Genomic DNA, 20,269 nt, shown 5'->3' with positions numbered 1-20,269 from the left:
CTCAAGAAAAGTATGCCGAGTCGTAAAGCTCAGAAAGTTGTTATTGAACAAAGAAATTTAAATCCTGTACTTGACTCTTGTAGTTAAAAACAGGACATTTTAAATGGTTTATCGCACAGACATTTTAATTGGTGAATAACAGCGCTCATGAAATTGAATTAAATCAATGCATTGATATCCACTAAAAAGCTCAGGTTGAACAAACTGGTTTTTTTAGTAGATTATTCACGTTTCACGCCTATTCTTAGAACAGTGCCCCCACCCTTTTGATTAGCTCAGTTGAATAATATTATTAGCCATTAGGCAAGAAAAAAATACTTAGGAAGTCCCTATTTTTTCATAATCTCTGAGTCAGGAATACGCTTATCTTTTGTTTCTAACAAAATATTCAATCATTCATCTTTAGGCTTTTATTAAAAGTCCTCAAATAGCAACTTATATGTCTCAAGACGCAAGCTATTTTAAGTCAAAGAATTATGTATCCTTAGAGGATACTCTAAAGATACATTAAAGCTTATAAAATACGATAAGTGACTTTTGCAAGATATCTTGTATTCGAATCAGTCATCTTAAAAATGGGTTTGCCTTATGTCTAGAATTTTGGTGGCTATTCACTTTTTAGTTGGAAAAAACTTTGATGTAATTGAATAATGTAAAGATTTACAAGTAAATATCTAATAAAATATGGTTAGCTTTTATCTTATGTATTCCAATGAAATTTTCTAAAAAAGATGTTGTTCGCGCAGGGAAAAATTTAATAGATGATGATCTATTAAATGATCAAGAAAAATTCAACTCAACAATGGGTATCCTTACATATTGGAGAGATAGCCATCTAGTACCTTTAGAAAAATCCAATCAATTACTTAATCGATATATTCACAATATAGATAAAAATGCATTTATAGCGAAAAGAATTAAGCGTTTTGACTCCATTAAAAGAAAGTTAAAACGTTTTGATAAAATGGAACTAAAAAACATGCAAGATATTGGAGGGATTCGAGTAGTCGTATCTTCCCAAAAACAAGTAGACTCAATTTTAAAAATTTTAACCAATGAAATATGTTTTTATAATAAAAATAATGAGTTAATTAAAATTAATAACTATATCAAAAATCCAAAATTTGATGGTTACAGATCAGTCCACATTGTTGGCATTTTCAAGAATAGCGAAGGCGAAGATAGAAAAATAGAATTTCAACTAAGGACTAAACTGCAACATAGTTGGGCTACAACTCTAGAAATTATAGATATCTTTACTCGACAAAATTTAAAAAGTGATAGTGGTTTTCAAAACTATAAAAACTTTTTCAAATATGTCAGTGACTTATTTCAATTGATTGAGAGCTTCAAAAGTTTTCAAAAAAATAATATTGAAGAGTTACGAAAAGATCTCTTAAATCACTTAGAAAAAAATGACGTACTTTTTCAAGAAGCCTATGGAATAATGTCTTTTTTAAGACAAGGTACTAGCAAGACTACTATTAAAGATCAATTACAGTTGTACTGCTTATCACTAAAAGAACTAAATCAAAAGCTAAGTAAAAGTGATAAAAATAGTTTTATTTTAATACGATTAAATATTGCAGCTAGAAAGCTAGAACATGAAAATTTTTCTAAAAAAGAGAGTAAAGAAGCTTTAGAACGTTATTCTTTATATGAGCAAACTCTTTCTCAAAATCCTAATATTATTGTGGCATTACTATCCACAGATGCTATTGGTGGTTTACAAGAAGCTTACCCAAACTACTTTGCAGATTCAGAAATGTTTCTTAAATATATAAATATTATCGAAGCTACAGTACAACTAATAATGATTAAGAAACATCTGAATCATATTAGCTCTCAATCTCAGAGTGTTAAGGATCAACCCGAGATCGTTTAAGTATAAAAGAGACTATAGCTAATTCTATAGGCTCTTCTATACTTTGATTAATATTCTGTAATAGCCCCCAATTAAAACGGACACTTCTGAATTAAGACCTAGTCATAGCACTAGGGTTAGGGAGTGTTTTATGGAACGTATTGAAGTGATTACATCAGTTCAGCGTCGTCGACGTTATTCAGGTCAGGAAAAAGCCCAATTTGTTGCCATGACCATGCAACCAGGCTCATCCGTTTCTTCTGTTGCCAGGCAGTATGGCATCTCGCCAAGTTTGCTGTTTAAATGGAAAAGACTTATGCAGAATGGTGGAGTCACTGCCGTGGAAGCCAATGATCAAGTTGTTAGTGTATCTGACTATAACTCACTGTTAAAAAAGGTCAAACAGCTGGAGCAAATGCTGGGTCGTAAAACTGTAGAGGCTGAAATTCTCAAAGATGCCCTAGAGATTGCCCAGGCAAAAAAGTACATATCGCACATGCCCTTATTACCACCCGACGATACCCAACACAACAAATAGCGCATACCTTGGGGGTGTCGAGATCTAATCTTTATTGGCGATTGAAGCAGCCAGAAGCTGCTTCTCGTTTACGATACTGTAAGACTGATGATAGGGTTTTATTGCCCATCATTCGGGAGATCTGTGATCAACGGCCGAGTAATGGCTATCGGCGTGTGACTGCTCATTTAAACCGTTATCTGAAACAGCATGTGATGAAACTTGCCCGGGTCAACCCTAAACGTATTTACCGGATTATGAAGCAGAATCAGTTGCTTCTCACGCGAGCTGAACCATTAAAGAATGATCGGACGCATGATGGGAAAGTTGCAGTATCTGTTTCAAACAGCCGCTGGTGTTCAGATGGCTTTGAGATCAAGTGCTGGAATGGCGAAAAAGTACGGGTAATCTTTAGCCTGAATTGCTGCGATCGGGAAATCATGAGTTATCTTGCAACCACCACGGGCATCAGTAGTGACATGGTGTGTGATGTACTTGTACAGAGCATGGAAAAACGCTTTGGTGCAGTCAGTTATTTGCCTCAGCCAGTTGAATGGCTGACAGATAATGGCAGTTGTTATATTGCGAAATCGACACGGCAATTTGCACATGCACTTGGCTTTCAGATCTGTACCACACCGATTAGAAGTCCACAGAGCAACGGGATGGCGGAAGCATTTGTGAAGACATTCAAACGGGATTACGTTTATGTGAATGATGTTCCAGATGCTGCAACTGTGCTTAACGCTTTGCCATTATGGATAGAAGATTACAATTGCAATCATCCACATAGTGGATTAAAAATGAAATCCCCTCGGGAATTTCTGTCGCTAAAATTAGCGAGTTAACTGTCCGTTTTTACGGGGGCTAATACATTTACTTTATCAAATACCTTAACTTTTAGATCATAGAGCTGATTTCCTATAATACTTTTATCCACCGATTCGCCAGATTTAAAAGCATGCTGTCCAGCTTTAGACTCATTAATACCACTAGTTTTAGAATAAATTCCTGTATCTTTTATACTGATTTGAGAGCTCCCACCCGTAATCACGACTTCTGTCGGACTTGTAATGTAAACCTTTCCTTCTGTCGATTTAATTGTTAAGTCTTTTCTCGAAATAATATTTAAAGCATTAGAAATTGATTTAATTAAAATTTTACCCACACCTGTGATTAAACTTGCATCTTCTCTTGCTGCAAAGAGACTAATTTTTTTACTCGCTTGAGCAATTAGGCTATTTTGAGTAGAAATATTGATGCTTTCACCTGCACTATGAACCATAAAGCCTTTCGCCACAGTATGGATATTTTCTTCACTATTTATTCCTATACTCTTTGGTGAAGCTAGAACCATCACAGCCGATTTGAATGCATTCGCTTTTTCTAAATCTTCAGTTGAAAGCTGTTCAATAAATTCTTGGAACTTGCTTAAAATTTCTAGCGATGTACTTTCCAACTCTACAGCCGTCTTATTCAATGCTGTTGCTTGGTTCAAGCTCTCTAAAAACTGCTCTTGAGTCATTTTTAGCTGTAGATGATCTTTAGATGCTTTAATTTGCTGATAAGTACTTAGTAGTAAACCTTGTCCAGCTCGTACTGCCCCCCATTGATCGGTACGTAATTCAAAACCTTCACCTCGATCTTCACTTTCAGGCTTGCCTTTCGGATGACTGAGCTTACCCAGATTCAGTTGGCTCGTGCCGTGGCTGCTTTGTAGCTGTGTACTGATTTGCCCTGTGGTGTCATCAAAGCGAAGTTGACCAAAGCCTTCACCCGCCACTTCTTTGGAGCGAATCCCTGAAAGCTTCTTGGTATAGGGAAGTTGTCCTTTTTAATCAAACTTAGTTGGACTACGATGTGCTTCATGAATGCGACCAACGACATATGGTCGGTCGATATTGCCATCAAAGAAATTAATCACCACGATCTCACCAATACGCGGTAAGAACCGTGAACCATAACCTTCTCCTGCCCAAGGGGTGAGTACATCTACCCACGCTGAGTCAGTGTCATTATTATTCGCGCCTGAACCATTGTCATGCATATGGTCATCTGTTCGAGTAAACAGAAAACGGACTTTAATCCGTCCCCATTCATCGACATGAATTTCTTCATCCTCGACGCCTACGACTTTGGCACGTTGTGGGTGGGTCTTAGGGCGATCTTCAAGTGGCCTGTAAGGTGGAACAATGTCAATGTTTCGACGTTGTAAAATAAGGTTATTGGCTTGGCGCTCATCTTGATTGTTGGTATGAATTTCGGGCTGTTGCCAATGGCTTTCTTTGAGTAAGGCGGTGACTTGGTTAGTTAGATCTTTAGGCAAATTATTTTGGTTAGGGTCTGTTGACATTTCATAATGGTAACTAGATAAAGATACAGACTAAAGCAACGGAGTTTTCATAGTTCTTCATTAGCCTGTCATACCGATTGGCTGTTCCTCGTAAATATTTTTAATCTTGTTAATGCATTTTCCATAAAATACCTGTTTTTATATAAACACCAATCCATATGTTTATTACTAGATTCAGACTTACATTTCTTTAATATATTTGCTTTGTTTCGGTTTTCTCAATTTTTCTCTAAATAATTCTGAATCATAACTCCTATCTGCACACAATATTCCTGTTTCTTTTTAATCCAAAACATCAAAAAAATCAGGTGCACTTTCACATCATGGGTCTTGCTATCATTAATAATAAATTCAGTAGGATTTCCATCCGCATCCACAACAAAATAGATTTTAGAACTATTTCCACCAATGTTATTAGAAATTGCTTTGTCTTTCACTCCGAACGTACGTTGATGCTCTCGCATATGAGAGGCATCGATAGAAACCTATTCTGGATTTGCATCATTTGATAATAATTTAAAGACTTAGATCATTGATTATGGGCCAGCATTGTTGGAATGCATAACGAGAAGTAATGTGGTTTGTCGATTGAGTTTTACTTTCTCACTATTTTTTTTATACAGCAAATATCAACAGCACCTAACTTTTATAAATATATATTATAAAAAATTGTTTTTAATTATGATTAATTTTATTACTAGGTATCACAAAGATTATACTATCAGACATATTTTAAAGAAAGGAAGTGTAGCAACTTGCTACACTTCTTGATTTTTCTCTACCAACTCTTTCAATATATTTTCTAATTTTTCTAAACTAGCATCATCAAAATGAGAAATTTTTAGAGAAACCTTTAATAACTTATCATTAAATTTAATATTCCCAGCAACTTTCCCAGCATATTCAATTTTTTTTACAAGCGATGTTGATGGAGAATCGTTATTATCTTGAACTAGATATTTCGTAGCTTGTGTAACAGCCTTAGTTTGCTCAAGTTGGCCATTCTTTACTTTTGTCCAAACAGTTAACAAGGCTTTTTCAGCACGTTGTTTTATTTCATCGTGATCTGCAAGAAATTTTTTAAAAGCTGTTGCAGCAGTTCGACCTAATAATTGGGGTTCATTTACCAAATCATTCAAGATGGCTTTAGGCAACTTTTCAAAAGATAAATATTTATACATGTCTTCGCGATTTAAGCCTAAAGACTTCGCTAAACGTTGTTTATTTTTCTTTAAATTTTCATCCAAGCCTACCAGACCAATATAGATTTCGAAGTCTGTTAAATCCTGGCGTTTTAAATTTTCAGCTAGTGTAAGTAGTGAAGCTTCTTCATTATTTGCATCAATAATAATGGCTTCAATGGTCGATTTTTTTAGAATTTCATGCGCACGTAATCGACGTTCACCTGCAATCAGTTCAAATTTTAAATTTTCAAGTTTACGAACAGTGATGGGTTGCAACAAACCAACTTCATCGATCGATTCAGCCAGTTCTTTGATTTCCTGCTCATCAAATTTTCTACGCGGTTGATAAGGACTCCGTGAAATGTCTTCAATGGGGACATTTCGTCTAAATTCCTTTAATTCCTTGATATTATCTTTTTGAGCTAATTGATGCTTTTGAGTATTTTGTTTCAGCTTTTGAGCTAAAAGTTCTTTTGCAGTTGCCATAAAATTCTCAATCAGTTAACTTTAGCCAAAACTTCTTTAGCTAAACTTTCAAAAGCCTTTCGGACCTTTCCACTTTTGTCTAGCTTAAGTAAAGACTGCTGCATAATTGCGGCTTGATTTACTTTTGTACTTTGTGGAATAGTCGTTTCCATAATATAGCCCACTTGCTTAAATGCTTCATCACGAATGAGTTTACAAACATTTTGTCTCTCATCGTGCTTAATAAGTAGTGCACCTAATAATTGTAGCTCCGGATTGATTCGCTTTATTTTTTCTAAATGATTAAGTAAGTCTGTAACACCATATAAACCATATTGTGAGCCAGATTCAATCGGGATAATTACATGTGTTGAAGATGCTAAAGCATTACTAGTCAATAGTTTTAAACTTGGAGGGCAGTCAATTAAAATAAAATCATAAAGATCTTTTAAAAGTTCTAATTTTGTAGTGAGTTCTTCTGATGGTCTTGGCGCATCTTCTTTTAATTGGTCCTCAGTTTTTCCTAAATTGAGAGAACCATAAATTAGTGAAACATTATCAAAATTAGTATCTTCTTCTAAAGCGTCGGTAAGTAATGAGACATCACCCACTAATAACTCAGCGGTTGTTACTCCAACTTCACTTGGATGTTTTAAACCAATATGCAAGCTAGCATTTGCTTGAGGATCTAAATCGATCACAAGCACTTTTTTTCCTAAGTTTGCTAGCTCAGAGGCTAAATGAACCACTGTTGTTGTTTTACCACAACCACCCTTGTGATTCGCAACAGCAATAATTTTTGCAGACATACTTGTCAAATCATTCTATATTTACAATTACTATTAATATAAATAACTTTGGGCTAAGTTACTACACCTTTTAAATTTAAAACATTCATTTGTATAACGCTAAAGCAATTTTAAATTTAAAGTTTTATATAGCTAGCTTAATTAATAATTAATAGTAATTAATAATTAAGTTAATTAATAATTAAGCTAATATTTTACATTTAAAAACAATATGATATGGAATTTAAGGTGGAGGGTTTGTCATCTTAAAGTGGAAGAGTTGTCTTCTATAAGTGGAAAGATGATCACTTAAAAGTGGAATGTATGTCACCATAAAGTGGAGTAAATGTCACTTAAAAGTGGAGTAAATGTCACTATGGTGGAATGTTTTTCACTGTTAATTATAAAATATATGTATTATCATTTAAAATACATATAAAACAATTATTTATAATGTTGATAACTTATTTAATTTATGTGCAAGAGTGGAAAAAAAATCACTTACAAAAATAATATTGTGGATAAAGTTGCAAGGCTTTTTTTTACTACACCATTTTTTGATATATTCATTGATCTAAGAGTGGAAAGAATTTCACGCACTCACCCTAGAATGCAGATATTTTGTTCTTATGACTAAACTGGATATTTTTTTTCAGTGATCTGCGTTTTTAAAGGTGGAAAACTTGTCATATCGAAATAGGTTAATTGATTATTTAAAATCCATTATGGGTATTTATTCAGCAATCCGTATTTCTATAAAGAATCAAAAAGATCTAAAAGTGGAGTATTTGTCATCTTTGGGTGGAATTTAAAAATATGTTTCCACTTTAATTGATTTTTACCTAAATTTGGTGACAAGTATTCCACCTTAGGTTTTTTAGGTGAAAGAGTTGAATCTTTTTCCACTTTTTTATATAACATGCATAATCAACTTAAGCACATTTAAAATAGTTAATACACCTTATGTCAGAACTAAGCCATAACAAAGAAGAGTTGGATTCAATCCCGTACTGCATAGGTAATATTCGTCACAATGGGGTTGTAAGTACTAGCAATCGTTTGATACGACCTATTGAATTGTCAGCGAATGAATATAAAGCACTTTTATATGCGATGGCTGTTGCCAATTACGGTGAGAAGAATCATATCGATAAAGAGATTAGTGAACAAACATACATCTATCTGTATAAAGATGATTTAGCTGAATTACTGGGATTAAGTAAGCGAAATTCAATTAATGTAGCCATTGATCGAATTTACAAAGAACTTTCATCCCGTGTGGCGCACTTTGTAATTGAAGAACCTGTAGATGATATAAAGAAAAAGACTAAAAGAGTTCACTCGGTTGTCCCTATTATCCGTGAGTTAAGATGGGAAGATGATTCAAAGAATGCACTTCAAATCAGATTTACCAGTGAAGTATTACCTTACTTTACTCAATTAGCTGGTGGTAATTTTACAACATACCAACTTAAACATTTATTTGCTCTAGATTCAGTTGCAAGTATGAGTCTTTATACCTATTTCATAAAAAACGAATTTAAATTTAAGACTCAGGAAATCTACGAAGTTCCATTATTATTAGAGAATCTCAAAGCCCTAATTGATATAAATGAAACTAAATATGACCGTTGGGTTGATTTTCGACGTTATGTATTAGATAAAATTGTAGCTGAAATTAATGAAAACACTGATTTACAATTAGAATATGAAACAATTAAAAAAGGACGGCCTATTGTAGGCGTAAAATTTAAATTACATCATCGTAGCTTTGAGAAACCTGTAATTGAAAATAAAAAGGCCGAAAAATTAAAGATCTACTTAGATGTTCCATTTGAAGATAATGCTGAGGTAAAAGATCTAGGTGCAAAATTCGATACCACTGTACGTTCATGGTATATTTTTAATGATGATGCAAATTACTTACAGCTTGAAAAGTGGTTTAAGACTGAAGGTTGCCTCACAGACTCTCAAGCAAACGTTGTTATTAATGATTCATTATTTCAAATGGATTTTGCTGAAGTAGGAATGAGCTTAAGTGATTTTAAGAGAAAAATGAAGAATAAATTGAAAACAGATAGTAAATTTGTGGAAAACATCAAGGATCGTCTAAATGAAATTTTCGGAAAGGATATTATCTAGGAGTGTAGCAACTTGCTACACTTTTATCGGCTATTCTTAGTTCAAGAAACCACTTATAACTTTTATTAGTTAAACAGTTATATTGAACGTTCATTTCAACTTCATATTATTCAACTTTAACTACTCGTGGATTGAAATCACAAGTGCGACACATTTGTAGTTAGTTGAAAAAGTTAGGTGTATTCATAGAATCATTAGACTTTTTCAACTCGCAATTGGAAAGGTAATCCCCCCTAAAAATAATAGGATCTAAAAGTAGAATTTTCTCTTAAGATACGAGCAGGAGATTCTGCATGAAAACATCTAAATTTACTGATAGCCAGATCATATCCATTTTGAAGCAGGCTGAATCTGGGACACCCGTAGCTGCCCTTTGTCGTGAACACGGTATGAGTAATGCTACTTTCTATAAATGGCGTGCCAAATAAGGCAGAGATCATCCAGGAAGCGATGTCAAAAAAGTGGTAAGCCATCTCACCGGCGTCAGATGGCACAACAGGCAGTAGCACTGCATGCTATTAGCATTCGCCTAGCTTGCCGTGCATTATTAAATATAATTTTGCAAACACCCCTTAAATTAATATTTAAATATATATAAAATACCAAATACATGAATATAGAAAGAAGAATAAATATAAAACCAAAAGCGAACAAGGCAAATATATGATCTGAAACCAATAAGTTGATAATTTTATTCATTTATACTTTCCACTTTATCATACATATATCCCGCACCAACGCCAGCAATTTCTGATGCACCTTTCGTAGCAAGTGCAGCCGATACTGCTACAATTCCAATAACAATTAATCCTGTGCCACCTGTAGCCAAACCGACAATTAATGCTGCTGTAAATGTGCCAGCAACAATTCCAGTTCCTAACTTTGCTGTCTCAACCACTGTTGTTCTTGCTTTATCCTCTAGTGCAGCTTCATACACTTTTATGCTCTAACCTACAATATCCGTAGCAATAGACACATAGCCTGCTATTTTAAGAAAAAAACCGAGACATTAACTCGGTTTGGCTGTGTTGCACAAAGATTTCATAACTATATGATTTTAAAAGTTTTGATTGTTTTTTGATCCAAAATTAAATTTATTTAAATCAGATGCTTACATATTTATGCAACAAAGCCCTCTACCGGTGATACAATTTGGTTGAGTTTTTAAATATATCTTTAGGGTTGTGATGTTATCTTAATGTCAGAGACTCAGCGTGTCTTGAGGAATTCCTCAACAGAGATTTCTTGCTCTACATAGAAAACACCATTTTGGTCTGCTTTCATTTTTTTAATAAAATTACCTTGGAGTTTGTTGATCTCTAGTAGATCTTTAAGTATTTGATCTGCAATTTTATTCTTCCAATTATTTTCTGGATCTAAAGGAATCGACATGAGGTTCTCCTAGTTCGGATGTGGTATGAATTTCATTATCAGTATCGCAGAAAATTTGAAATAAATTGAAGTAGCGGATAAACATGGTCGAATGTATATATGAGCATTTAAGCGTGGATAATGAGCTTTATTTATATGCAAGCTTTTGTAGTTCATCTTTATGTTGATGAATTACACGTTTTATATGATGTGAGACGATACGTTGCGTCGCTTGGCTGTTGTCAAATACCATAGGTATAACTTCAATTATGGGGCGTGATCTTTGCTCAACATTTTTAAAATCGATTAGTCTTTTCATTTTTCCATAAAACTTTAATGGCGTTATATAATTTTATACTAATGAGAAGCATGAGCCGAAGTTTAAAAGTCCTAATTTACTATTAAGTATCAAAAAACCATGTGTCGGTACTTATTTTAGGTTCTGATAGGGCTGATATTTCATCATTAATATGGCAAAAAAATTTAAAATTGAATTATCTGACGCTTTAAAAGGTTTCACAAAAATATGTCTATTTAAACTTCGATGATCAAATTTTCTCTAAAACCATTTTTACCTTGCTCTGGCGGATAACCCAAAGGATTGATCACTAATCTACATCCGTCGACTACAGTATCCACTGATGTATGCGTATGTCCTGCAATCCATAACTTAAAACCTTTTACATCTAGGCTATTAATAAAATAGGGATTGAGGGCCGATGCAACAGGATGCGTACCCCAATATGGATCAAGACAAGCTAAATGAGGCGGGAAGTGCGTAATGACAATCACATTATCTTGATTCTTAAATTGCATTATATTTTGATAATATTTATTAAATAGTTCAATGTAGTCATTAGCAGTTATAGTTCGATGATCATGGCCAATCATGATTTGATCAAAATCATAAATGGATTGTTCAGCATCTTTTTGAGACTGTAAAAGTGCACTAGGAAATGTAAGTGGAGAATTTGAACGAAAGTTCGTAAACAGAGTTCCACCTACAAATATTTTATCTTGTATCCTGATATGATTATCATCAATAAGGGCATTTTCAGGATAATTTTCTTTCAAGAAATCTACGACTAAATTGTAGTTAGAGCTGTAGTAATCATGATTACCTAAAACAAAGATAAATTTTTTATTCAGAGATTTACATTTTTCGGCAAACTCAATTGCACCACTTAAGCGATTAGAAAAATCACCAGCGTGGATAATGACGTCAGCTTGCTCTGATATTGAATATTTAGAATTGTGAGTATCCGATAAAATTTGCAGTTTCAATCTACTTCCTTTATTAAATTATGCTGTTTAAATATATAGAGTTTCATTGCGATCAGTTTACAGCAACTAAATATTGTAGAAATTATAAGATACTAGTCAGAATACTGTGAATATAGACCAAGGTCAGCGTGTAGAAAATTTAATGCTAAAACTTAGAGTTGTGCTGTGTCGTATCGCTACACCAGCAATTAGTATTCGGATTCCAAGTTTGGGCTTACACCCAAAACTATATTTTTATAAAGATCATCGTTTTCAAGTGACATCCTTTTTGGCTTGGTTCTCTATCGTCTGCGAAATTGAACAAGATTGTTTTGAAATACAGAATAAGAAGTTAGATTTTATTGGTTTTACCCGAGCACGCCGTGGTGTTGAAAGTTTAATTGAAAAAATTCCTGTGGCGATCAAAGAAACTGTCGGTAAGTTTGGTAGCGGGATCAGATCACATGAGCGATTGAAAAACGTCTATCAAGCATTTATCTGTATTGGACTCAATATGGATTTAGATTTCGAAGATGAAGTTTGTTTGAACACCGTCATTCTTTCGATGAGTCAATCATTTGATTATATTAATTTTAACGACTTTTACCTTGAACGTTTTGGTGGCGATTATGATGAGAGCATTGTTGATGATGTAGTAAGCTTTGTGAAATCAGTAAGATCATCAAAGAAGAAAAAACCTCTAAATTTTTCACTCGCGGCCAAAAGAAACCTGTATCAACGTGAGGAAAGGAAAACTTGGAGCTATTGCGAAGTATGTGATAGCGCTTTATACCTTGAATCGACTGAAGTAGATCATCGTGAATCGAAAGCAGAAGGTGGTTACGGTGTTTTAGAAAATGGAGCAATTATTCACCCGATATGTAATCGTTTTAAGTCAGATCGTGATTTAGATGAAGTAAGGGCTGATTTATTTTTTTGTTTTTTAGTAGACTGAGTTTAGTTTTTAGCCTAAGCAACCAATATGAAAACAATAGACTATTACAACCAATACGCAGATCAATTTTTACAAGCCACGTTGTATGTGGATATGGAAAGCCTATACCAACCATTTTTAGCTGAGTTGCCAGATTCAGCACGCATCTTGGATTTAGGCTGTGGCTCAGGGCGTGACACTTTGGCTTTTAAAAATAAAGGCTATCAAGTTGATGCTATCGACTATTCTGAAGTATTGGTCGAACGAGCGAGCCAACTGACTGGTATCGCTGTTCAGCAGCAAAGTTTTTATGAGCTTGATATGCACGATGTTTATGATGGGGTATGGGCATGTGCCTCTTTACTACATTGTGCTCGTAATAGACTCCCTGATGTTTTAAAACGTATTCATGCTGCATTACGCCGTGGCGGTGTGTGCTATATGTCTTTTAAATATGGAACAGCAGATAGAGTAAAAGGCGGTAGAGCATTTACTGACTTAAATGAAGAACAGGCTCAGGAATTGTTACATCGGTTGAATGGGGTTAGGGTATTAAAACAGTGGATTACAGTAGATCAGCGACCTGATCGACAAGAAAAATGGCTTAATCTTCTTTGGAAAAAACATGCCTGACTTTATTCCTACTGCACAAGAACAACTTAAATTTCTAAAAAATATTCAGCTGATTTTACAGTCGGGTAGTTTTAGTAGCACCTATAAATTTGCATTGCTGATTAGCCTAAGCCGATTAGCTATTGAAAAAGGTGAAGATTCAGGTGAGAGTCTATCACTCGAATATACGGATATCGCTGAGAAGTTTATCGAGCTGTATTGGAAGCAAGCGGTACCCTATACCTTTAATGATGAAGGGCAGCTGATTTTAAATCAGAACAATGGTAAACAAGCTGCCATTGTGAATCGCATTATACAGCTTCGGCAAAGCTACTCTTCTTTGGGGTTATTAAGACGAGATTCATTGGTGTGGTTGAAGCTAGTTAAAGATGTCGCTCGCACTGTAAAAGACATGCCAGTCCGCTACTTGCAAAACATCAATGGTCAAAATTTTGAGTTTTTATATCAGCTTGATCGGTGTGGAAAGCAGCTCATCCTTTTGCCTCAAGTCATGTTTTGCTTACGACAGTTCAGTGAAATCATCGAAGAGCTTTGCCAGAAACGTTGGATTGACTATATCCGTAAGAACAGCAGCAATGCACCTATTTTGAATCAGTTGCCGAATCTTGAACAATTCTTGTTTGAGCCGAGTCGGAACCAATTAAATGCTGTGGCTAATGTGTTGGTCGAGCTACAGGACTGTAAATGCTTCTACTGCAATAAACCGATGCGCAATGGCAATTACGCCGTTGATCATTTCATTCCATGGTCTATGTATCCATCAGATACAGGGCATAATTTCGTGTTGGCGGATTCAAGCTGTAATTCTAAGAAAAGTAATCTACTCGCATCAGATGAGTTTTTGTATAAGTGGCAGGAACGCAATGAAGAGCAGGATTTGATTATTGTGAATCGAATTTCTGTATTGGGATTTCTGACAGATAAAGAACGCTCACATAAGGTGGCTGAGTGGGCTTATGTACAGGGTAAAGAAAATAATTATTTGATGTGGACGGGTTAAATTTATAAGGAAGTGAAATGGCACGTTATCAATATGCAAAAAGTGAACATGGTGAAATTGTCAAAGCAGTTGATTTAGTCGGACAAGAAGAGAAATCTGAATACATTTGCCTGGGCTGTGATAATCCTTTAATTGCTAAGGTGAATGGCAAAATCAAGAAACCTCATTTTGCCCATAAAACTGTACTAGAGTGCAATGGTGAAACTTATTTACACCGTTTGGGTAAACGTGCTTTTTTTGAAACTTATCAAAGATGTTTAACTAAAAACGAACCATTTTATATTACGTTCTACGTGCCTAGGAGATGCCAAAAATTTAAAAGAACCATTCGAAAACATTGTGATCTTGGTTATACAGAGAAATGCTTTGATCTCACAAATTATTTTTCACAAATACAAGTTGAGAAGAGGCATGACCAGTTTATTCCAGACCTATTGTTAACCCGTCAAAATAATGCCGAAGATTGTATTTATATTGAAATTGCTGTGACTCATTTTTTGAGTGAAAAAAAGGAAAACTCAGGCAAGCGAATTATTGAAATACCATTGGATTGCGAAGAGGATGTCGAAAAAATATATAGGGCAGATTTGAAGCCAAGCGATGCTCTCTTTTTGGGATTCAATCAAGAAAGTGCTCCCATAGTTGATGCTGATTGTAAATGTATGCACAAACGGTATTTTTTATTTCTAGTTTGGGATTCAGGTAAGGCTTGGCTAGGTTTGGAATATTTAGCAGATATAAAAGCTAAGTTATCGAAGTATCAAGATAAAATTGAATATAGCAATATTATTGAAACTGATTTGGAATTTGAGAACTCAAATGTACTGATGGGTTATGCACATGGGGATATGTTTATTTCACAGTTAAAACTTGCGGTTGAAAAGAAAGTACCTGTGAAGAGTTGTTTTTTGTGTAAATATAGTGGTGATAATTATAATTATACAGAAGGTCTACCTATCTATTGCAAAGCGAAGAAGAAGGCCTGTAATTCTAATCAGGCAGCAGAGTGTGATTGGTATCGGCTGGCATAGGAAAAAAATAAATAAATGATGGTTGTTTAATTTTTAACCTAATTTGTTGGATTTTAGGCAAAATTGAGAAATTTCTTTCTTCATAATTCTTACATCGGTCTAGAAACGCCATGACATTCGTATATGTAAGGAGATAAAGATGAGTAAAGCAGGCTGGCCAAGTACCACAGGGAATCCTTCAGTCGGTGGTCGTGATAATAATCCACCACGTAAATAGGGAGCGCTACGAATGCACTTAAGATTGCAAGTATCAGGTTCAAAAGGAGTTGGACTTTTTTCACCTGAAACTGTTGATGAATTGGAAACAATGTTAGGACATAAAGTTGTTCTATTAAAAGAACCACGTTCAGAATTTGGACTCGGTAGTGTTGTGAATGTCTTTAAGACTGCACAGTCTTTGGATATGCATTTAGACATTGGTGATAAAGATGATTCATGGGATTTTCTTTTATTACCTTATAAACCTTTTGATAAATCAATTTTGAAAATTTATAAGAATGATGCGCTTTGGAAAATCAGACGTAGTTATGAAACTTTCCCAAGATGGTCACAAATTGATTATGAAGAAGCTGTGGAGTTCTTTAATGAGATTTCACAAGTAGCAGGCTGGCCTAGCACCACCGGAAATCCTTCAGGTGGTGGTCGTGATAATAATTCACCAGCTAAGTGAGAGATCATATGAAAATTAAATTATTGGTCTCTGAAGCAAATGGCAAATATTTGTACGAACCTAAAACTGTTGCTGAACTTGAGCATATCTTAGGTGCGCCAGTTGTGCTTTTAAAAAAGCCTATCTACGCATTAGGGCTTGGCTGTGTGATTAATGTGTTTAGAACAGTTCAAGCTTTAAACATTAGGCTTGAGGTTGGTACAGAAAAAGATGATTGGAACTTTATCATTCGTCCCGATCATAGCTTTAACCCTAGCATGGGGCGTGCTTTTGAAGACAATGCTTGGCGCCAGATTAGAAAATCACATGTTGACTATCCTTTATGGTCACAGATTGATTATGAAGACGCCGTAGCTTTCTTTGAGGAGTTCCACTTTGGAGGTGGTTGGCCAAGTAAAACAGGCAACCCCTCCGGTTCAGGTCGCTATAACAATATCTAAGTGATCTTAGCGATATCAGTAAACTGTCGAGGCCACTGAAAAGTGGCCTTTTTGCCATTAGGCACATAGAACATTTTCCATAAATCCATAAACTCACGAGTAGCGCTGAGTCCCTGTAAAACCTCAGGAGAATTTGTTTTCTGTGCTTCGTAGACTAGGAATTGGAAGTAGTAGATGAGCCACAGTGCGTTCATATCGTTGAAGGCTACGAAATCCTCATCGTTGATGGTTCTTGAAAGTAGAAAACGAGAATTAGACTCTGTGATTTTTTCATATAGATCATCAAATATTAGCTTAACTTGATCAAATGGTGTCGTAAAAAACTGGTCGATATCGGTTAAATAACAAAACCGATCTTCAGCTCTCATTTTTTTTAGTAATTGGCGCATTGTTTTAATTCGTGGGTGATCTTCATCGTCGTAGTTATTACTGTCATTATCAAGTAATTCCGTATTTAGATATTTATCAAATGAGCTGATTGAAGGAAGCTTTTCTAATGGTTTTTTATTTGCGTGTGAGGCTAGTGAGTAGATGATGAAATCGGAAAAACTACTGGATGGACCATAGGGTTTATTTTTCTTAAAACGAAACTTAAACAACTGCGTAAAGCACAATGGCTCCATATTACTGTCTGAGGTTAGGATTGCATCAAGATGAATGAAGAGCAACATAATCAGATGAATCGGTTGTTGCATTTTTTCTAATGAAAGATAGTTATGTTCATGTTCTGTAACCACAATACTTTGGATAAAGTGATGCAACTCAGTAACACTCTTTTCTGAAAAACCCGTCAATTCAGCTTGGTCGAATAGCGCAACATGCTTATTCCAATTTTGATACATCTCATTTTGCAAAGGGTAGAGCGATAGGCATTTCAAAATATACGCAAATGTGATCTGGATATTTTCACCCTGATCAACCACTTGACTGGAGTTGCTATCTAAAATATCTAACCCAAGAGCTTCACAAAGCATGCCCTTTAATTCAATAGGTGAGAGATCTTCTTCGATGGAATCTGCATTTTTAACCAATCGTTCTATATTGCTTTCAAGCGTTCGATCAAACTTTTTTAGTATTGAAAAATTAAATTGTGTTAAATCCATGAAATACCTTTGAATTAAGTGGTGATCTCAGCGACAAGCTTTGGCGTATTATCCTGAAGTTACCCATATATACACTGCCACAAGACTTTAAAATAGTGTTAAATACGGGCATTAAAATTTAATGCTTTATTTGGGTTCTCATGGATCATTCAGTACATAACAAATTGGTTTCATTTATCTGGTCGATTGCTGATGACTGTCTTCGAGATGTCTATGTACGTGGTAAATATCGTGATGTAATTTTGCCGATGGTGGTATTACGCCGTTTGGACACTTTATTAGAGCCGACTAAAGATGCAGTACTCGAAGAAGTTCGCTACCAACAAGTCGAAATGGAACTCACCGAGTTCGATGATGAGCCACTGAAAGAAGCATCAGGCTATGTGTTCTATAACACCTCTAAATGGACATTACGCTCACTATATACCGCCGCATCAAATAACTCTCAAATATTATTGGCAAACTTTGAAGAATATTTAGAAGGTTTTAGCGACAACGTTAAAGAAATCATTCAATGCTTTAACCTGTACGCTCAAATCCGCCACATGTCACATAAAAATGTGCTGTTAGATGTGGTCGAGAAATTCCTATCGCCGTACATTAACTTAACCCCTGATGATGCAGTCGACCCAGACGGCTATCGTTTACCTGCATTGACCAACTTAGGCATGGGTTATGTCTTTGAAGAATTGATTCGTAAATTTAACGAAGAAAATAACGAAGAGGCAGGTGAACACTTTACTCCACGTGAAGTGATTGAGTTAATGACGCACTTTGTTTTTGACCCAATTCAGGAAAAATTACCTTTAACCATTACGGTATACGACCCTGCATGTGGTTCGGGTGGGATGCTGACCGAAGCACAAAACTTTATTGAAGAGCGTTATAGCGTTGAAAATGGCAACCGTGACGTGATTTTGTATGGTAAAGAGATCAATGACGAGACTTATGCCATCTGTAAGTCAGACATGATGATCAAGGGCAATAACCCTGAAAATATTCGTGTCGGTTCAACACTGACCACTGATGAGTTTGTCGGCACGAAGTTCGACTTTATGCTCTCTAACCCGCCATATGGTAAGAGCTGGGCATCTGAGCAAAAGCATATTAAAGATGGTTCAGATGTAATTGATCCACGCTTTATCGTGAAGTTAAAAGACTATTGGGGCAATGAAGAGAGCTGTGATGCAACACCACGTTCAAGCGATGGTCAGCTTCTATTCCTGATGGAAATGGTTAATAAGATGAAATCGCCCGAGCATAACGGCATTGGTGGTCGTATTGCCTCAGTTCATAATGGTTCAAGCTTATTTACCGGTGATGCAGGTGGCGGTGAAAGTAATATTCGTCGTTATATCATCGAAAATGACTTACTCAATGCGATTGTGCAATTGCCAAACAACTTATTCTATAACACGGGCATTACTACGTATATTTGGTTGTTGTCGAATAACAAGCCACAACAGCGCAAAGGCAAAGTACAACTGATTGACGCAAGTTTGATGTTCCGCAAGTTGCGTAAAAACTTGGGCAATAAAAACTGTGAATTTGCGCCTGAGCATATTGCAGAAATTATGCAGACCTATCTTGCAGGTCAAGATGTAGAGCGTCAGCTTGATGAGCAAAATGATCCTATCGGTATCGCAAGTAAGATTTTTGATAACCAAGATTTTGGTTATTACAAAGTCAATATTGAGCGTCCAGATCGCCGTAGAGCGCAGTTTAGTGCAGAGCGTTTGCAAGGCTTACGTTTTGATAAGTCGTTGTCTGAGCCAATGGAATATATGTATAGCACCTATGGTGATGACATTTATACCGAAGCGAAGCTTGATGCTGTGAAAAAAGAGGTCTTGGCATGGTGTGAAGCGCAAGAGATTACGCTGAACAATAAAGCCCAAGCCAAGCTATTTGATGTAGAACATTGGAATGCTTTAAAAACAGCGTTGGACAGTGCGTTAAGCATCATGCAACAGGTAGGCACAGATGAGTTTTCAGACTTTAATCTGTTTAAGAAAAAAGTCGATGAAGCGATTAAAGCCTTAAAAATTAAGCTGTCGAATTCTGAAAAGAACAACATTTTCAATGCGGTAAGTTGGTATGACGAAAACGCAGAAAAAGTGGTGAAAAAAGTCGTTAAGCTGAATGACGCTGAGCTGGCTGATTTAGTTGCACACTTGGGCTGTACAGAAGCTGATTTGGCGGACTTTGGCTATTATGCAACAGCGAAAAAAGGCGAGTTCACTACTTATGAAAGCAATAGCGATTTGCGTGATAGTGAATCTGTACCGTTAAAAAAGCAGATTCATCAGTATTTCCTAGATGAAGTGAAACAGCATGTGGCTGAGGCGTGGATTAATCTGGATTCTGTGAAGATTGGTTATGAGATTAGCTTTAATAAGTATTTCTACCAGCATAAGCCTTTGCGTTCTTTAGAAGATGTGGCTCAGGATATTTTAAGTCTTGAGAAACAAGCCGATGGTTTGATTGCACAGGTTTTGGGTCTTTAAGGGG

General features: G+C 35.6%; 17 protein-coding genes and 2 pseudogenes. 11 read left to right on the top strand and 8 right to left on the bottom strand.

From position 1 onward, the window contains the following. Positions 1 to 712 precede the first annotated feature (712 nt). Positions 713 to 1,885: a RelA/SpoT domain-containing protein gene (locus B1201_RS15715; RefSeq protein WP_078194345.1), complete on the top strand. Its 1,173-nt coding sequence runs from the start codon at positions 713 to 715 to the stop codon at positions 1,883 to 1,885. 130 nt (positions 1,886 to 2,015) lie between these two features. Further along, positions 2,016 to 3,229 (top strand): IS3 family transposase gene (locus B1201_RS15710; RefSeq protein ID WP_416202470.1). Its coding sequence is split into 2 segments (ribosomal slippage): positions 2,016 to 2,340 and positions 2,340 to 3,229, totalling 1,215 coding nucleotides; the frame shifts between segments, so codons are not numbered across the junction. Here B1201_RS15710 and vgrG read toward each other — a convergent pair. The 4 genes and pseudogenes from vgrG to B1201_RS15690 all read right to left on the bottom strand — a co-directional run. Beyond that, a pseudogene (gene vgrG / locus B1201_RS15705) lies at positions 3,226 to 4,719 on the bottom strand (type VI secretion system tip protein VgrG); the annotation flags it as partial. The gene B1201_RS15710 and the pseudogene vgrG overlap by 4 nt on opposite strands. 233 nt (positions 4,720 to 4,952) lie before the next feature. Next, positions 4,953 to 5,171 carry a hypothetical protein gene (locus tag B1201_RS17015; RefSeq protein ID WP_171263814.1) on the bottom strand — a complete coding sequence of 73 codons (219 nt, stop codon included), beginning with the start codon at positions 5,169 to 5,171 and terminating at the stop codon, positions 4,953 to 4,955. A gap of 321 nt (positions 5,172 to 5,492) precedes the next feature. Then, positions 5,493 to 6,404 (bottom strand): ParB/RepB/Spo0J family partition protein, encoded by a 912-nt coding sequence (locus tag B1201_RS15695; RefSeq protein ID WP_078194343.1) that lies wholly within the window; start codon positions 6,402 to 6,404, stop codon positions 5,493 to 5,495. 11 nt (positions 6,405 to 6,415) lie between these two features. After that, positions 6,416 to 7,192, bottom strand: coding sequence for a ParA family protein (locus B1201_RS15690; protein WP_078194342.1), 777 nt, complete (start codon positions 7,190 to 7,192; stop codon positions 6,416 to 6,418). 942 nt (positions 7,193 to 8,134) lie between these two features. Here B1201_RS15690 and B1201_RS15685 point away from each other — a divergent pair. Together B1201_RS15685 and tnpA are read left to right on the top strand one after the other, a co-directional pair. After that, on the top strand, positions 8,135 to 9,313 hold the full coding sequence (locus B1201_RS15685; RefSeq protein ID WP_078194341.1) for a replication initiation protein: 1,179 nt from the start codon (positions 8,135 to 8,137) through the stop codon (positions 9,311 to 9,313). Positions 9,314 to 9,606: 293 nt separating this feature from the next. Further along, a pseudogene (gene tnpA / locus B1201_RS15680) lies at positions 9,607 to 9,854 on the top strand (IS66 family insertion sequence element accessory protein TnpA); the annotation flags it as partial. Between the two features lie 150 nt (positions 9,855 to 10,004). Here tnpA and B1201_RS15675 read toward each other — a convergent pair. The 3 genes from B1201_RS15675 to B1201_RS15665 form a co-directional block, all read right to left on the bottom strand. Then, entirely contained in the window at positions 10,005 to 10,250 is a 246-nt protein-coding gene (locus tag B1201_RS15675; protein ID WP_228144797.1) for a hypothetical protein, read from the bottom strand. 272 nt (positions 10,251 to 10,522) lie between these two features. Next, entirely contained in the window at positions 10,523 to 10,705 is a 183-nt protein-coding gene (locus B1201_RS15670; RefSeq protein WP_078194339.1) for a hypothetical protein, read from the bottom strand. Between the two features lie 513 nt (positions 10,706 to 11,218). Further along, positions 11,219 to 11,968 (bottom strand): metallophosphoesterase family protein, encoded by a 750-nt coding sequence (locus tag B1201_RS15665; protein WP_078194338.1) that lies wholly within the window; start codon positions 11,966 to 11,968, stop codon positions 11,219 to 11,221. A gap of 106 nt (positions 11,969 to 12,074) precedes the next feature. Here B1201_RS15665 and B1201_RS15660 point away from each other — a divergent pair, with 106 nt between their 5' ends. The 6 genes from B1201_RS15660 to B1201_RS15635 all read left to right on the top strand — a co-directional run bounded on the left by B1201_RS15660 (position 12,075) and on the right by B1201_RS15635 (position 16,655). Then, positions 12,075 to 12,902: an HNH endonuclease gene (locus B1201_RS15660; RefSeq protein WP_228144796.1), complete on the top strand. Its 828-nt coding sequence runs from the start codon at positions 12,075 to 12,077 to the stop codon at positions 12,900 to 12,902. Positions 12,903 to 12,929: 27 nt separating this feature from the next. Beyond that, positions 12,930 to 13,514: a class I SAM-dependent DNA methyltransferase gene (locus B1201_RS15655; protein WP_078194337.1), complete on the top strand. Its 585-nt coding sequence runs from the start codon at positions 12,930 to 12,932 to the stop codon at positions 13,512 to 13,514. Next, entirely contained in the window at positions 13,507 to 14,514 is a 1,008-nt protein-coding gene (locus B1201_RS15650; RefSeq protein ID WP_078194336.1) for an HNH endonuclease domain-containing protein, read from the top strand. Before B1201_RS15655 ends, B1201_RS15650 begins: the two co-directional genes overlap by 8 nt. 17 nt (positions 14,515 to 14,531) lie before the next feature. After that, positions 14,532 to 15,545: a competence protein CoiA family protein gene (locus B1201_RS15645; protein ID WP_078194335.1), complete on the top strand. Its 1,014-nt coding sequence runs from the start codon at positions 14,532 to 14,534 to the stop codon at positions 15,543 to 15,545. Between the two features lie 229 nt (positions 15,546 to 15,774). Then, positions 15,775 to 16,215, top strand: a complete 441-nt coding sequence (locus B1201_RS15640; protein WP_078194334.1) for a hypothetical protein — start codon at positions 15,775 to 15,777, stop codon at positions 16,213 to 16,215. A gap of 8 nt (positions 16,216 to 16,223) precedes the next feature. After that, positions 16,224 to 16,655, top strand: coding sequence for a hypothetical protein (locus B1201_RS15635; RefSeq protein ID WP_078194333.1), 432 nt, complete (start codon positions 16,224 to 16,226; stop codon positions 16,653 to 16,655). Here the strand turns inward: B1201_RS15635 and B1201_RS15630 are convergent. After that, entirely contained in the window at positions 16,652 to 17,758 is a 1,107-nt protein-coding gene (locus tag B1201_RS15630) for a hypothetical protein (protein WP_078194332.1), read from the bottom strand. The genes B1201_RS15635 and B1201_RS15630 overlap by 4 nt on opposite strands. A gap of 140 nt (positions 17,759 to 17,898) precedes the next feature. On the opposite strand from B1201_RS15630, the gene B1201_RS15625 reads away from it, so the two are divergent. Next, positions 17,899 to 20,265: a type I restriction-modification system subunit M gene (locus tag B1201_RS15625; protein WP_078194331.1), complete on the top strand. Its 2,367-nt coding sequence runs from the start codon at positions 17,899 to 17,901 to the stop codon at positions 20,263 to 20,265. Positions 20,266 to 20,269: the final 4 nt, after the last annotated feature.

The organism is Acinetobacter sp. ANC 5600 (genome assembly GCF_002018395.1).
GTDB classification, from domain to species: domain Bacteria; phylum Pseudomonadota; class Gammaproteobacteria; order Pseudomonadales; family Moraxellaceae; genus Acinetobacter; species Acinetobacter amyesii.
Note: the sequence above shows the minus strand (reverse complement) of the source record. Positions and strands in the feature narration are given on the sequence as shown.

Bases quoted from the DNA above. Each gene is read 5' to 3' on its own strand.
- B1201_RS15715 (WP_078194345.1), top strand. From the start codon at position 713: ATGAAATTTTCTAAAAAAGATGTTGTTCGCGCAGGGAAAAATTTAATA.
- B1201_RS15695 (WP_078194343.1), bottom strand. From the start codon at position 6,404: ATGGCAACTGCAAAAGAACTTTTAGCTCAAAAGCTGAAACAAAATACT.
- B1201_RS15690 (WP_078194342.1), bottom strand. From the start codon at position 7,192: ATGTCTGCAAAAATTATTGCTGTTGCGAATCACAAGGGTGGTTGTGGT.
- B1201_RS15685 (WP_078194341.1), top strand. From the start codon at position 8,135: ATGTCAGAACTAAGCCATAACAAAGAAGAGTTGGATTCAATCCCGTAC.
- B1201_RS15670 (WP_078194339.1), bottom strand. From the start codon at position 10,705: ATGTCGATTCCTTTAGATCCAGAAAATAATTGGAAGAATAAAATTGCA.
- B1201_RS15655 (WP_078194337.1), top strand. From the start codon at position 12,930: ATGAAAACAATAGACTATTACAACCAATACGCAGATCAATTTTTACAA.
- B1201_RS15650 (WP_078194336.1), top strand. From the start codon at position 13,507: ATGCCTGACTTTATTCCTACTGCACAAGAACAACTTAAATTTCTAAAA.
- B1201_RS15645 (WP_078194335.1), top strand. From the start codon at position 14,532: ATGGCACGTTATCAATATGCAAAAAGTGAACATGGTGAAATTGTCAAA.
- B1201_RS15640 (WP_078194334.1), top strand. From the start codon at position 15,775: ATGCACTTAAGATTGCAAGTATCAGGTTCAAAAGGAGTTGGACTTTTT.
- B1201_RS15635 (WP_078194333.1), top strand. From the start codon at position 16,224: ATGAAAATTAAATTATTGGTCTCTGAAGCAAATGGCAAATATTTGTAC.
- B1201_RS15630 (WP_078194332.1), bottom strand. From the start codon at position 17,758: ATGGATTTAACACAATTTAATTTTTCAATACTAAAAAAGTTTGATCGA.
- B1201_RS15625 (WP_078194331.1), top strand. From the start codon at position 17,899: ATGGATCATTCAGTACATAACAAATTGGTTTCATTTATCTGGTCGATT.